This window comes from Adlercreutzia shanghongiae (genome assembly GCF_035830635.1).
In the GTDB taxonomy this organism is placed as follows: domain Bacteria; phylum Actinomycetota; class Coriobacteriia; order Coriobacteriales; family Eggerthellaceae; genus Adlercreutzia; species Adlercreutzia shanghongiae.
This window is the reverse complement of record NZ_JAYMFI010000001.1, coordinates 166,480-180,599: the sequence shown is the minus strand read 5'-3', so window position 1 is coordinate 180,599 and position 14,120 is coordinate 166,480. Positions and strand designations below refer to the sequence as shown.

At 65.2% G+C, this 14,120-nt stretch carries 14 protein-coding genes; 13 read left to right on the top strand and 1 reads right to left on the bottom strand.

Annotation, left to right across the window (positions count from 1 at the left end):
• Positions 1 to 4 precede the first annotated feature (4 nt).
• From pth to VJ923_RS00800, 4 genes are all read left to right on the top strand, one after another.
• Entirely contained in the window at positions 5 to 562 is a 558-nt protein-coding gene (gene pth / locus VJ923_RS00815; RefSeq protein ID WP_326437533.1) for an aminoacyl-tRNA hydrolase, read from the top strand.
• A gap of 139 nt (positions 563 to 701) precedes the next feature.
• Positions 702 to 2,093, top strand: coding sequence for an MFS transporter (locus VJ923_RS00810; protein WP_326437531.1), 1,392 nt, complete (start codon positions 702 to 704; stop codon positions 2,091 to 2,093).
• A 45-nt stretch (positions 2,094 to 2,138) separates the two neighbouring features.
• Entirely contained in the window at positions 2,139 to 4,016 is a 1,878-nt protein-coding gene (locus tag VJ923_RS00805) for an ABC-F family ATP-binding cassette domain-containing protein (protein ID WP_326437529.1), read from the top strand.
• Positions 4,016 to 4,633: a YigZ family protein gene (locus tag VJ923_RS00800; protein ID WP_326437527.1), complete on the top strand. Its 618-nt coding sequence runs from the start codon at positions 4,016 to 4,018 to the stop codon at positions 4,631 to 4,633. The genes VJ923_RS00805 and VJ923_RS00800 overlap by 1 nt, the downstream gene beginning before the upstream one ends.
• Positions 4,634 to 4,707: 74 nt before the next feature.
• On the opposite strand, the gene VJ923_RS00795 is transcribed toward VJ923_RS00800, so the two are convergent.
• Positions 4,708 to 4,836, bottom strand: coding sequence for a hypothetical protein (locus VJ923_RS00795; RefSeq protein WP_326437525.1), 129 nt, complete (start codon positions 4,834 to 4,836; stop codon positions 4,708 to 4,710).
• 114 nt (positions 4,837 to 4,950) lie between these two features.
• Here VJ923_RS00795 and VJ923_RS00790 point away from each other — a divergent pair, with 114 nt between their 5' ends.
• The 9 genes from VJ923_RS00790 (at position 4,951) to ptsP (ending at position 14,079) form a co-directional block, all read left to right on the top strand.
• Positions 4,951 to 5,376 carry a 6-pyruvoyl trahydropterin synthase family protein gene (locus tag VJ923_RS00790; protein WP_326437523.1) on the top strand — a complete coding sequence of 142 codons (426 nt, stop codon included), beginning with the start codon at positions 4,951 to 4,953 and terminating at the stop codon, positions 5,374 to 5,376.
• A gap of 3 nt (positions 5,377 to 5,379) precedes the next feature.
• Positions 5,380 to 6,504 (top strand): PDDEXK nuclease domain-containing protein, encoded by a 1,125-nt coding sequence (locus VJ923_RS00785; RefSeq protein ID WP_326437521.1) that lies wholly within the window; start codon positions 5,380 to 5,382, stop codon positions 6,502 to 6,504.
• Positions 6,504 to 7,289, top strand: a complete 786-nt coding sequence (locus tag VJ923_RS00780; RefSeq protein WP_326437519.1) for a radical SAM protein — start codon at positions 6,504 to 6,506, stop codon at positions 7,287 to 7,289. Before VJ923_RS00785 ends, VJ923_RS00780 begins: the two co-directional genes overlap by 1 nt.
• A gap of 98 nt (positions 7,290 to 7,387) precedes the next feature.
• Positions 7,388 to 8,086, top strand: a complete 699-nt coding sequence (gene queC, locus VJ923_RS00775; protein WP_326437517.1) for a 7-cyano-7-deazaguanine synthase QueC — start codon at positions 7,388 to 7,390, stop codon at positions 8,084 to 8,086.
• 107 nt (positions 8,087 to 8,193) lie between these two features.
• Complete coding sequence (queF, locus tag VJ923_RS00770; RefSeq protein WP_455423870.1) at positions 8,194 to 8,844, top strand: preQ(1) synthase; 651 nt, start codon at positions 8,194 to 8,196, stop codon at positions 8,842 to 8,844.
• 136 nt (positions 8,845 to 8,980) lie between these two features.
• Positions 8,981 to 9,976: a 1-phosphofructokinase family hexose kinase gene (locus tag VJ923_RS00765; RefSeq protein WP_326437515.1), complete on the top strand. Its 996-nt coding sequence runs from the start codon at positions 8,981 to 8,983 to the stop codon at positions 9,974 to 9,976.
• Entirely contained in the window at positions 9,973 to 11,994 is a 2,022-nt protein-coding gene (locus VJ923_RS00760; protein ID WP_326437513.1) for a PTS fructose transporter subunit IIABC, read from the top strand. The genes VJ923_RS00765 and VJ923_RS00760 overlap by 4 nt, the downstream gene beginning before the upstream one ends.
• A 108-nt stretch (positions 11,995 to 12,102) precedes the next feature.
• Positions 12,103 to 12,366, top strand: coding sequence for an HPr family phosphocarrier protein (locus VJ923_RS00755; RefSeq protein WP_326437511.1), 264 nt, complete (start codon positions 12,103 to 12,105; stop codon positions 12,364 to 12,366).
• A 3-nt stretch (positions 12,367 to 12,369) separates the two neighbouring features.
• Positions 12,370 to 14,079 (top strand): phosphoenolpyruvate--protein phosphotransferase, encoded by a 1,710-nt coding sequence (gene ptsP, locus VJ923_RS00750; RefSeq protein ID WP_326437509.1) that lies wholly within the window; start codon positions 12,370 to 12,372, stop codon positions 14,077 to 14,079.
• Positions 14,080 to 14,120: the final 41 nt, after the last annotated feature.

Here is a 14,120-nt window from a genome sequence, read left to right as displayed (position 1 = left end):
GAACGTGTATTTAATCGCGGGCCTGGGGAATCCGGGCGCAGAATATGAGCATACGCGGCACAACGCCGGGTTCGACACGGTGGATGCGCTGGCCGAGGAGCTGGGCTGCCGCTACTGGAAGACCGAGGGCGGGGCGCTCACGGCTAGGGGCACGTGGCGTGGGGAAGAAGTGGTGCTCGCCAAGCCCCAGAGCTACATGAACACCTCGGGCGGTCCGGTGAAGACGCTCATGAAGACCTACGGGGTGGATCCTGATCACCTTATCGTCATCCACGACGAGCTGGACATCGACCCGGGTACCATCCGCGTGAAGTTCGGCGGAGGGCATGCCGGCCACAACGGGCTGCGCTCCATCTGCGACAAGCTGGGCACCCGCGATTGGTATCGCGTGCGCATCGGCATCGGGCGGCCGCCGGGGCGCAAGCCGGTGGTGGACTGGGTGCTCTCGCAACCGCGCAAGGACGACGCCGAGGCCTTCGAGCACGCCGTGGCCGAGGGGGCGAGCGCGGTGACGTACCTCATAGACAACGGCCTGGAGAAAACCCAGCAGCGTTTCAACTGAGGCGAGGCGCGACAATAACGCTATAATGGGGAAGGGCGCCGCGTGCGCCCTTCCGTTCGTTTTGTAGCCACGTGCCGTCCTGAGGCGCCCGAGCGAAATCTCGAACGCCGTCAGACTCGAGGAAGGTACGGAGGTTTCCATGCATCTTACTGAAAAGGGCCATACCTACGCCCTGTTCGCCATCGTCGTCATCACCTGCGCCTTAGGCTCGCTCACCCAGACGGTGATGAACTCCATGCTCGCGCAAGTGTGCGCCGATTTCGCCATCGACGCGGCAGTGGGCCAGTGGGTCACCACCGTGTACATGCTCGTCATGGGCATCACGGTGCCGGTGGTCACCTATCTCTCGAAGCGCTTCTCGCTCAAGCGGCTGGTGTTTCTGGCCCTCGGCTTCTACCTGGCCGGCTCGGCCGTGGGCTTCTTCTCGCTGAGCTTTCCCATGCTGATTGCGGCCCGCGTGTTGCAGGCCATTGCCACGGGTGTCACGCTGCCGCTCGTGCAGACGGTGGCCATGACGCGCTTCCCGCGCGAGCGCACGGGCACGGCCATGGGCATCGGCGGCATCGCCATGGGGTTTGCACCCAATATCGGTCCGCTCATCGGCGGCGCGCTGGCCGGCACGTGGGGCTGGCGCAGCTTCTACCTCATCTTGGTGGGGCTGCTCGTGTTGCTCGGAGTGGCCACGGCCGCCCTGGTGAAGAGCCGCGGCGACCATGAGTCGCGCGCCGTGTTCGACATGCCCTCCTTCGTGCAGTCCACCTTGGGCTTCGGGGGCTTTCTGCTCGGCGTGTCGAATGCGGCCACCATGCCCTTCGCATCGCCCCAGGTGTGGGTGCCCGTGCTGCTCGGTGCGGCGTTCATCGTGGTGTTCATCCGGCGCCAGCGCGTGATTGCCAATCCTCTCATCTGCCTCGATATCTTCCAATCGCGCCACTACCGGGCCGGCTTTGTGGCGCAGAACTGCCTGTTCGCCTCGTTTATGGGCATCACGCTCATTCTGCCGCTGTTCATCCAGGGCCCCTGCAACATGACGCCTCTGGATGCCGGCATCGCCTTCATTCCGGCAACGGCGGTGGCGCTGTTCGTGAACCCGCTGGCCGGCGTGTTGGTGGACAAGGTGGGCGCCCGGGCCGTGTGCATTGCCTCGGCAGTCTTCCTCACCGTGGGCGCTGCTTCGTTCATGTTCGTGGGCCCGGGTACGCCGCTGTGGGTGCTCACACTGCTGCAAGGAGTGCGCGCCGTGGGCGTGAGCGGCCTGGTGGGCCCGTTGAACTCCTACGGCCTGGCCGGCCTTCCGCACGTCATCGTCATGGACGGCAGCGCGTTTTTCGCCACGGTGCGCCAGGCCTGCGCGTCGTTCGGCACCGCGCTCATGATGATGATCATCACGGTGGCGGGCCTCGCCTTTGCCGGAGCCGATCCGGCCGATGCCGGCGCCACCGCCGCCGCGCTGCCCTACCAGCTGGCCTTCGGGCTCTCGACGCTCTTCTCGGTCGTGGTGCTCGTCACGGCGGTCTGGAAAATTCGCTAGCGTATAATCTGCTTCCAGAGCAAAAGCAAGTGAAAGGCGGCCCTTGTGGCATTTCTCCTCGGTTGCGAGAAGGTGCGGGTGGAATTCCCCACTAAGACGGTGTTCGACGACCTGTCCCTCGGTGTGGACGAGGGTGCCCGCATCGGCATCGTGGGCAAGAACGGCGACGGCAAATCAACGCTTCTGCGGGTGCTTGCCGGCGAGGTGGAGGTGGACGACGGGCGCGTCATCCGCACGCGTGGCGTGACGGTGGGCGTGCTCGGCCAGACCGACGATTTGCGCGACGAGGATACGGTGGAGCGCGCCGTGGTGGGCGACATGCCCGAGTACGAGTGGGCCGGAAGCCCGCGCATCCGCTCCATCATCGCGGGGCTTCTGGGCGATGTGGATTGGGAGGGTCCGGTGGGCACGCTCTCGGGCGGTCAGCGCCGACGGGTCGATCTGGCACGCCTGCTCATCGGCGATTGGGACGTGCTCATGCTGGACGAGCCCACCAACCACCTGGACGTGAAGGCCATCGCGTGGCTCGCCGACCACCTGAAGACGCGCTGGCGTCCCGGTGCGGGCGCCCTGCTCGTGGTGACCCACGACCGCTGGTTCCTCGACGAGGTGTGCGAGGCCATGTGGGAGGTGCACGGCCAGCGGGTCTGGCCCTTCGAGGGCGGGTTCTCGGCTTATATCATGCAGCGCGTAGAACGCGACCGCCTGGCCGCGCTCGCCGAGCAGAAGCGCCAGAACGCCCTGCGCCGCGAGCTGGCATGGCTCTCCCGCGGCGCCCGCGCCCGGGCCACCAAGCCCAAGTTCCACGTGGCCGCAGCCCAGGCGCTCATCGCCGACATGCCGCCCCTGCGCGACGAGCTGGAGCTCAAGCGCATGGCCATGGCGCGCCTCGGCAAGACCGTGGTGGAGCTGCAGGACGCCTCGCTCTCCTTCGGCGACCGCGTCATCTTGGACAACGTGGACTGGATCATCGGCCCGGGCGACCGCTACGGCATCGTGGGCGCCAACGGCATCGGCAAGACGACGCTGCTGCGCATCATCCAGGGGCTTCAGCCGCTCGATCGCGGCCGGGTGAAGATCGGCCAGACCGTGCGCTTCGCGGTGCTCTCGCAGCATCTGGACGAGCTGACGAAGCTGGGTGACGACCGTGTGCGCCAGGTTATCGGCCGCTACTCGCGCCGCACCATGCTCGACGGCAAGGAGATGACGCCCGGGCAGCTGCTGGAACGACTCGGTTTCACCAAGGACGACCAGAACGAGCCGGTGTGCGATCTGTCCGGCGGCCAGAAGCGCCGGCTCGCGCTCATGCTCATTTTGCTGGACGAGCCCAACGTGCTCATCTTGGACGAGCCCGGTAACGACCTGGACACCGACATGCTGGCCGCTGTGGAAAGCCTGTTGGATGGCTGGCCCGGCACGCTATTGCTTGTCACCCACGACCGCTACCTCATGGAGCGCGTGACCGACCACCAGTTCGCCCTTGTGAACGGCAAGGTGCGCCACCTGCCCGGGGGCGTTGACGAGTACCTGAAGCTCGCCGAGGAGGCCGAGCGCGCCGCCGAGGCCGCCCGTGGCGCTGCGAAGAGCACCAGGGGTGCGAAGGGCGCCGCCTCCGGCGTCGCGGCGAGCGTCACCTCCGATGTCATCCTGAGCGAGCGCAGCGAGTCGAAGGATCCCCCGGCCGTCGCCCCCGCCCTCTCCGGCGGCGAGCAGCGCGCCCTGCGCAAGCTTATGGCCTCCAACGAGAAGAAGATCGCCACCTTGAAGGGGAAGATCGAGGCCAAGCAGCTGGAAATGGCCGAGGCCGACCAGTCCGACTACCTGGTGCTCACCGCCATGCAGGAGGAGATCGCCGACTTCCAGGATCAGATAGAGGCGCTGGAGCTGGAATGGCTCGACGCTGCCGAGAAGTTGGGGGAGTAGTGGCGGCGTACCGAACCATAGCCGCCCCCGCCGAGGCGGAGATCGTCGAGAAGAAGAGCCGCTTCATCGGGCGTATCGCGCCGGTGGCCACCGAGGAGGAGGCCCTCGCCTTCATCGCCGAGGTGAAGGCCGCCCACCGCATGGCGCGGCACAACGTGTACGCCTACGTGCTGCGCGGCGGCCGCATCCGCTACACCGACGACGGGGAGCCGGCCAAGACTGCGGGTATGCCCACGCTCCAGGCCATCCAGCATGCGGGCCTGGATGATGTGGCCGTGGTGGTGACGCGCTACTTCGGCGGTATTCTGCTGGGCACGGGCGGTCTCGTGCGCGCCTACGCGCAAGCGACGAAGGCGGCCATCGAGGCGGCGGACGTTGTCACGGTATCGGTCTGCGTCGATGTGATCTTGGAAGCGCCCTACGCCCTCTACGAGCAGGTCTGCCGCATCGCCGAGGCCTGCGAGGCCAAGCTGAAGGAGAGCGACTTCGCCGAGAACGTCCTGCTCACCTTCCGCATGCTCGACGGCACCCAGGCCCCCTTTCTGGAAAAGCTCACCGAGCTTTTCCGCGGCCAAAGTGAAATCATCGTGACCGACCCCTTCGACGCCGCGTTCTAGCGGGCTTAGGTGTGCTATAATTCCCCTTGCCTAAAGAAGGGCGCCCCGAACGGAACGCCCTTCGACGAGGGTGCCTAATCCTCGTCTCTTTTGTTGGAGTTCCCGCCGTTATTCGGCGGGTTCTCTTTTTGTAGCGTCAAAACAGCTACAATAAATGTGGCAACTCCAACAAAGACTTGGATTAAGGCCAGCATTTCGCTCATCTGCATCACCCCCTTTCCTAGCTAGCATGGTTGCGGGGTGAATGCAGTGGGCTTGATGCTCCCTGCAGTTGGCATTATAGCATACAAATGTTCGTAGATTGGTGAGAAATCGATATGTACGGATTGAAGACCGAGAGCTCGTTTGACGCCTCTCATTTTCTGACCGATTACCACGGGAAGTGCGAGAACCTGCACGGGCACCGCTGGCGCGTGGTGGCCTATCTGGAGGTTGAGCGCCTGCAGACCGAGGGCACCTGCAAGGACATGGTGGTGGACTTCGGCGACTTCAAGGCTGCCCTGCGCGCGCTGACCGATAAGCTCGACCACCACTTCATCATTGAGGAGGGCTCCCTTGCCCCCGATACCCTGGCGTGCTTGGAACGCGAGGGCTTCGCGCTGTTCATCGTGCCCTTCCGCACCACGGCCGAGAACTTGGCAAAGTGGTTCTTCGACGCCTTGGCCCAGCAGGGGCTGCCCGTGTCGCAGGTGGACGTGTACGAGACCCCGAACAACTGCGCCTACTACCGGGAGCAGCGCTAAGCCATGGTGTCCGAGGAGGAGAACGACGGCCTGCTGGACGCCGAGCGCCACCAGGCTCCAAGCGCACAATCTTACGAGCAGTGGCTTTCCGAGCTTTCGCAGCGCTATCGAAGCAGTCAGATTAAAGCTGCGGTTGCGGTAAATCGCGAGATGCTTTCGTTCTATTGGTCTCTCGGCCGCGATATCGTCTCGTTGCACGCAGAGAGCGTCTGGGGGTCGGGATTCTATGCGACGCTCAGTCGCGACCTGAGAAGCGAGATTCCCAATACCAAGGGTTTTTCCGAGGGCAACCTTCGCTATATGAAGAGATTCTACGAGCTTTTCGCCGACGACGAGAAGGGCTCTTTAGCGAGGGCCGCTTCGTCTCGATCGGACTCGGTAATTCCTCCTCAAGTTGGGGAAGAATTGTTCTCGGTGCCGTGGGGCCATATCAAGCTTCTGGTTGATCGCTGCAAGGGCGACCGCAAGAAGGCAGTTTTCTATGTTCGGGAAACTATTGCCAATGGCTGGTCGCGCGCGCTTCTTTTGAATCATCTCGACAGCGGGCTCTATGAGCGACAGGGGAAGGCCATAAGCAATTTCGAAAGGACGCTCCCTGCCCCTCAAAGTCGTTGCGCCCAGGAGATTACTCGAGATCCCTATCAGTTCGATTTCCTGGCTATTCAAAAGGATTACGATGAAAGGGAGCTGAAGGACGCGCTTGTCGACAACATATCGGCCTTCCTGCTTGAGCTCGGCGCAGGATTTGCCTTCATGGGGCGTGAATACCGCTTAAAGGTGGGAAATACCGAGCAGTGGATAGACCTGCTTTTCTATAACGCCAAAGTTCATTGCTACGTGGTAGTAGAAGTGAAGATAACCGAATTTGAGCCAGCGTTTATCGGGCAGTTGGGCACCTATGTGACAGCCGTGAACCACGGGTTAAGGGAGGAAGGCGATGGGCCGACGGTGGGATTGCTCATTTGCAAGACGAAAGACGACGTTCTTGCGCAATATGCGGTAGAAAGCTCAGCACAGCCGGTGGGCGTGTCCGATTACCATCTCTCACCTCTGTTGAAAGACGATGTGCGGAATACGCTGCCTACGATCGAGGAAATTGAGACAAATTTGAGAAGAGGGATCCGATAATGGTGCCCGAGGAAGAGAACGACGGCCTGCTGGACGCCGAGCGCCATCAGGCCCGCCACACCATCGCGGCCCGGGCGCAGCTGTTCCCCGTGGCGGAGAAGTTCGTGTCCGTGAATGGGGAGGGGCTCGCTGCCGGCCGTCCTGCCGCCTTCATCCGCTTCGCAGGCTGCAACATGTGGTGCACCTACTGTGATACCCGCTGGGCGAACCATCCCCTTGTGGAAGTGGAGGGGTGGAGCGTGCCGCAGCTGGTGGCCTGGGTGGCTGAGACGGGCGTGTCGTGTGTGACGCTCACCGGCGGCGAGCCGCTTCTGCAACCCTACCTGCCCGATCTGGTGCAGGCGCTGCTCGCCGTGGACGACCCGCGCCCTGTGCGCGTGGAGATCGAGACGAACGGCTCGCGCGACCTGGCGCCCATGGCGCATCTGCGCGAGGCGTGCGCCGAGGCGGGGCTTTCCGGCAGCCTGCACTTCACGGTGGATTGGAAGACGCCCACGGCCGGCGAGGCCGTGTCGGCCGCCATGATGCGCGAGAACTACGATCTCTTGGACGGCCGCGATGCCGTGAAGTTCGTCGTGGGTGACGAGGACGACCTGGCCTTCATGGAGCGGTGCGCGAACGAGGCCGGTCTGTGGGACCGCTGCCAGGTGCTCGTGAGCCCGGTGTGGGGCACCATCGAGCCAGCGGAGATCGCCGCCTACCTCATCGAGCATCGGCTTGACCGAGCTCGCTTGCAGCTGCAGCTGCATAAGGTTATCTGGCCCAACGAAACCCGCGGGGTTTAGGGGCGCGTCATTCTGAGCGGAGCGCCCGAGGGGCACTATGTGTCATCCCGAGCGGAGCGCCGAAGGCGCGGTGTCGAAGGATTTGGAAGGAACGAACGATGACGAACGACAGAGCCCTGGTGCTGTGCTCGGGCGGCGTGGATTCCACCACGCTTCTGGCCCGGGCCGTGCGCGACTACGGCGCGGCGAATGTGTTCGCGCTGTCCATCAGCTACGGGCAGCGTCACGCCCGCGAGATCGAGGCCGCTCGAGCTGTGGCGGCTCACTACGGCGTGCAGCAGCGCTTCTTGGATCTGGCCGCCATCTTCGCCGACAGCGATTGCTCGCTTTTGGCTCATTCCGATGCGGCTGTTCCCGAGTCTACCTACGCCGAGCAGCAGGCCGCGGGCGACGGCGGCCCAGTGAGCACCTACGTGCCCTTCCGCAACGGCTTGTTTCTATCGTCGGCAGCCTCTATGGCGCTCTCGCTTGGATGCTCGGCGGTCTATTACGGGGCCCATCACGACGACGTGGTCGGCAACGCCTACCCTGATTGCTCGCTGGAGTTTGTTGAGGCCATGAACCGCGCCATTGTGGAAGGTACTGGCGGCGAGCTTCGCCTGGAAGCTCCGTTTGTCACCTGGTCCAAGGCCGACATCGTGCGCGAGGGCCTCGAACTGGGCGTCCCCTATGAGCTGACCTGGTCGTGCTACGAGGGGGGCGAGATCCCCTGCGGCCGCTGCGCCACCTGTCTCGATCGCGCCGTCGCCTTTGCCGCCAACGGCACAGAAGACCCCGCTATAAGCAAGAAGAGCTGAGCGTAAAGGAATGCGGGGCGCTGCTCGCTGAGCGAGGACTGTTTGAGCGACTGGGCAGTGCCCCGTAGCCCGCTTCCGATGAACTACAACGAGAAAAGGATTCGGAGATGAAACCAATGGATATGGCTGAAGCGCTGTTCGGTAACGATGGAGGCACCTCGGATGCGCCTGAGGGTTCGGTGGACACCTCGGCCATGGCCGCCATCGCGGCGCACCTGGCTCGCGAGGACGCGGGAGCCATGCCGGCTTCGGTGCAAGCCGGGCGCGACGAGGACGAGACCCGCGAGGGCGGCGTGACCCTGCTCGGCAACCAGCGCACGAACTACCCGACCGACTACGACCCCTTGGTGCTGGAGACCTTCGAGAACAAGCACCCGGGCAACGACTACTTCGTGAAGTTCAACTGCCCCGAGTTCACGAGTCTGTGCCCCATCACGGGCCAGCCGGACTTCGCCACCGTCTATATTTCCTATGTGCCCGACGTGCGCATGGTGGAAAGCAAGAGCCTCAAGCTGTACCTGTTCAGCTTCCGCAACCACGGCGACTTCCACGAGGACTGCATGAACATCATCATGAAGGACCTCGTCGCGCTCATGGACCCGAAGTACATCGAGGTGTGGGGCAAGTTCACCCCGCGCGGCGGCATCTCCATCGACCCGTACTGCAACTACGGCCGTCCCGGCACTCGCTGGGAGGAGGTGGCCTGGACGCGCCTGTCCCAGCACGACCTGTACCCCGAGAAAGTGGACAACCGCTAGGGGCCGCAAGGATATTGCCGCAGCGGTCGCAAGCGCCCTTGACGCGATGTAAAAAAGATTATCTTCCCACGCAGCGAACGGGAAAGCACGGTGCTATACTGCGCACTGGCATACCGGCAGCGACACGGGAGATCTCATGTTCTTCACCGTCACGTGCAACCCCGCCCTCGATTGGATGATGCGCCTGCCCTCGTTTCAGGAAGGGGCGACGAACCGCTCGGTCTTCGACGAGCTGTCCTACGGCGGGAAGGGAGTGAACGTTTCCACGATGCTCCATCGTCTGGGGCTTGAGACGCGCGCCTCGGGCTTTATCGCCGGCACGACGGGGTCCGCCTTGGTGGAAGGCGTGGAAGCGGCCGGGGTACCCTGCGATTTTGTGCGTCTGCTCCAGGGCCAGACCCGCATCAACGTGAAAATGAAGCGCGGAGAAATCCAGGGCGCTTTGGAAGAGACCGAGATCAACGGCCGCGGCCCTAAGGTGGGGTGCGCGGCCGTTGATCAATTGCGGGAGCGCGTCGCGGCGCTGGGGGAGGGCGACTGGCTCGTGCTCTCCGGCTCGCTCGCGCCGGGCTGCGAGAGTGGCCTGTACGCCGAGCTGGCCCGGGTGGCCGCCGAGCGCGGCGCGCGCTGCGTGGTGGATACCACGGGCGCGGCCCTCATGGCGGCCCTGGAGGCGCGGCCCTTCCTCGTGAAGCCCAACAACCACGAGCTGGCCGAGCTGGCCGGCTGCGACGCCCGCGACGAGGCGGCCGTCATCGGGGCGGCCCGCGATCTGGCGGCCCGTGGTGCGCGCTACGTGCTCGTCAGCTGCGGCGGCGACGGGGCCCTCCTCGTAGACGCCGACGGCCTGGTGGCCCGGGGCAGCGCGCCATCTGGTGTGCTCGTCAACTCCGTGGGCGCGGGCGACTCCATGGTGGCGGGCTTTCTGGCAGGCCTTGCCGGCGCGGTCCTTCCGGGGTGCGAGGCGTGCTGCCCCGGCGAAGGCGACCTCTCCTACGCCCTGCGCCTCGGCCTGGCGACCGGGTCGGCCACGGCGTTCTCTTCTTCTCTGGCAACGGCGGAGCAGGTTGCCGACCTGCTATCCGCGACTTCTGTCGAACAGGCAACGGAAAGGAGTGCGGTTCATCTATGAGAATTGTCGATTTGCTCCAAGCGGAGGCGATTGCCATCGGCGGCCACCCCGCCGACAAGGCCGCTGCCATCGCGCAGTTGGTCGATTTGCACGATACCGCGGGCAATCTCAACGACAAGGAGGCCTACAAGGCGGCCATCATCGCCCGCGAGCAGCAAGGCACCACGGCCGTGGGCGAGGGCATCGCCATTCCCCACGCGAAGACCGACGCCACGAAGCGCGCGGCCCTGGCGGCCATGACGGCCCCCGAGGGCGTGGACTACGGCGCCTTCGACGGCCCTTCAAGCCTGCTGTTCATGATCGCTGCACCCGATGACGGCGGCGACACCCACCTGGAGGTGCTCTCGCGCCTCATGACCATCCTCATGGACATCGAGTTCCGCCAGAAGCTCATGGAAGCCGCAACTCCCGAGGAGTTCCTGCGCATCATCGACGCGAAGGAGCGCGAGCGCTTTGCCGATGAGGTAAAGGCCGAGGCCGCCGCCGATATGGAGGGCTCGGTGGAGGACACCGAGCTGCTCATCGACGAGGTGAAGGCCGAGCGCGCCGAGAAGAAGGCCGAGAAGGAAGCCGCCGCGGCCGCGGCCGAGGGCTACCGCATCCTGGCCGTGACGGCCTGTCCCACGGGCATCGCCCACACCTACATGGCCGCCGAGGCCCTCACCAAGGCCGGCGAGGCCCGCGGCATTCCGCTCAAGGCCGAGACCAACGGCTCGGGCGGCACGAAGAACCGGCTCACCAAGGCCGAGATCGCCGCGGCCGACGGCATTATCGTGGCGGCCGACAAGGAAGTGGAGATGGCCCGCTTCGATGGCAAGCTCGTGGTCATCGTGAAGGCGGCCGACGGCATCAACCGTCCCGACGAGCTCATCGACAAGATCGTGAGCGGCGAGGCCGGCGTCTACCACGCCGAGAAGGGCGCCCGCGGGGCCGCCGAGGACGTCGCCGGCGAGTCTGCGGGCCGCAAGATCTACAAGCACCTCATGGAGGGCGTGTCCCACATGCTGCCCTTCGTGGTGTCCGGCGGCCTGTTTATCGCGCTCGCCTTCCTCATCGACGGCATCGCCGGAGTGCCCCAGGACGGTGACTTCGGCACGGGCACGCCGGTGTCCGCCTGGTTCAAGACCATCGGCGGCTTCGCCTTCAGCTTCATGGTTCCCATTCTGGCGGCCTACATCGCCCAGTCCATCGCCGACCGCCCGGGCCTGGTGGTGGGCTTCGTCGGCGGCTTTATGGCCACGCTGGGAAGTACCTTCGGGCTGCCGGGCGGTGACATTCCTTCGGGATTCCTCGGCGGCCTGCTCGCCGGCTTCGCGGGCGGCTATGCCATGCTCGGCATCGAGAAGCTGTGCGAGAAGATGCCCGACTCGCTGGCCGGCATCAAGCAGATTCTCATCTATCCTCTGGCGGGCCTGGGTGCCATCGCCGTCATCATGTGCGCCGTCGGCCCGTTCATGGGCATGATCAACACCGGTATGTCCAATGCGCTCACGTGGCTGTCCGACAACAACTTCGGCATCCTGCTCGGCATGATTCTGGCCGGCATGATGGCCATCGACATGGGCGGCCCCTTCAACAAGGCCGCCTACGTGTTCGGCACCGGCATGCTGGCGCTCGGCACCGACGCCAGCTTCCAGATCATGGCCTCGGTGATGATCGGCGGTATGGTGCCGCCGATTGCCATCGCGCTCTCCACCACCTTCTTCAAGAACCGCTGGACGGCCGACGAGCGGAAGAACGGCCCGGTCAACTACATCATGGGCCTGTCCTTCATCACCGAGGGCGCCATTCCCTACGCGGCTTCCGACCCGCTGCGCGTCATCCCGTCCTGCGTGGTGGGCTCGGCGGTGGCCGGCGGCCTGTCGTGGTTGTTCGGGTGCACGCTGATGGCCCCGCACGGCGGCATCTTCGTGGTGCCGGTCATCGGGGGCGCGCTCATGTACCTCGTGGCCCTGGCCGCAGGCTCGGTGGTGGGCATGCTCATGCTGGCGCTGCTCAAGAAGAAGCGCGAGGACTAGCGCGAGCAAGCGCGGACAAGCGCGGATTACGGGAAAACGGCGCGGGCGGTTGCCGGTGCGCGGCCGCCCGCGCGAAACGGAAGAGACTAAGCAGATAGGAGCACAGATATGGTTTCCCAGACGATCACCCTCACCAACGGCAGCGGCCTGCACATGCGCCCGGCCGGCGTGCTGGCCCAGGCCATGGCGCCCTTTGCGGCGAATGTCACCATTGTGGCCGACGGCAAGGAAGTGAACGCGAAGAGCCTCATGGCCATCGTGGCCTCGGGCATTAAGTGCGGCACCGAGATCGAGGTGCGCTGCGAGGGCGACGACGAGCAGGCCGCCCTCGACGCGGCCATCGGGCTCATCGAGTCGGGCCTGGGGGAGTAGGCCGTGGCCGCCCTCGAGGGGGTTGCGGCCGCGCCCGGCCTCGGCATCGGGTCGGTGATGATCATCACCGACCCCTCGCTGGACTACACTCCCCGCACGGTGGAAGACGCTCCGGCGGAAAAGGAGCGGCTGCGCCGCGCCATCGACGCCTTCAGCGAGCTGACGCGCGAGAAGGCCGCTGTCGTGCGCGAGCGCGTGGGCGACGCCGAGGCGGCGATTCTGGAGGGCCACATCCTCATAATCGCCGACCCCTACATGGTCGCCGAGATGGAGGGGCTCATCGATGCCGGCCAATGCGCCGAGGCGGCCCTCGACCAGATCTGCGAGATGTTCGCCACGATGTTCGAGGCCGCTGACGACGATTTGACCCGTCAGCGGGCGGCCGATGTGCGCGACATCAAGAGCGGGGTGCTCTGCCAGCTGCTCGGCGTGCGCGAGGTGGACGTGTCCTGCGTGCCCCAGGGCACGGTGCTCGTCACCCACGATCTGGTGCCCTCCATGACGGCGGGCCTCGATCGGGAGAACGTGGTGGGCATTGTCACCGAAACCGGCGGCATGACGAGCCATTCGGCCATCCTGGCCCGCGCCCTGGAGATTCCTGCCGTGCTGGCGGTGCCCGGGGCCGTGGACTTACTGGCCGAGGGTGCCACGGTGGTAGTGGACGGCACCGAGGGCGTGGTGCTCGCCGATCCCGACGAGGGGGCCCTCAGCCAGGCCCGCGCCCGTCGCGAGCAGTACCTGCGCAAGAAGGAGGCGCTCCAGCGCTTCGTGGGCAAGAAGACCGTCACAGCCGACGGATGCCAGGTGGAGCTGTTCGGCAACATCGGTTCGCTCGAGGATGCCCGTGCCGTTGTGGCCAACGACGGGGAGGGCGTGGGTCTGTTCCGCACCGAGTTTCTGTTCATGGACGGCGGCGCGATGCCCACCGAGGAGGAGCAGTTCCGCGCCTACCAGCAGGCGGCTCTCATCATGAAGGGGCGGCCGGTCATCATTCGCACGCTGGACATCGGCGGCGACAAGGATATTCCCTATCTGGGCCTCGAAAAGGAGGAGAACCCGTTTCTGGGCTTCCGCGCCATTCGCTACTGCCTGGCCCGCGAGGACGTCTTCCGCACCCAGCTGCGGGCGCTTCTGCGGGCGAGCGCCTACGGCGATGTGCGCATCATGGTTCCGCTCGTCACCGGCGTGGAGGAGCTGCGCCAGGTGCGCGCGCTCATCCGCCGCTACGCCGAGGAGTTCGACCGCGAGGGCGTGGCCTGCAACAAGGACGTGCCCGTGGGCGTGATGATCGAGACTCCCGCCGCGGCGCTTACCGCCGATATCCTGGCCCGCGAGGCGGACTTCTTCAGCATCGGCACCAACGATCTGACGGGCTACACCATGGCGGTCGATCGCGGCAACGACCGGGTGCGCTACCTGTACTCGACGTTCCACCCGGCGGTGCTGCGCTCCATCCGCTCGGTCATCGCCGCCGGCCTCGCGGCGGGCATCCCGGTGGGTATGTGCGGCGAGGCGGCGGCCGACCCGCTGCTTGTGCCCCTGTGGATCAGCTTCGGGCTCACCGAGTATAGCGTCTCGCCGGCGAGCATCCTTGCCACGCGCGCCACCATTGCGAAGTGGTCCGCCTCTGATACCGATAAGCTGGCGGGCAAGGTCATGGCCGCTTCGACGCCAAGCGAAGCTTACGACCTGTTGAAGGCCGTTGCGCGCTAGGTCCTTCGCTTTGAAACAGAGCCAATGAAGGCGGCTGCTCT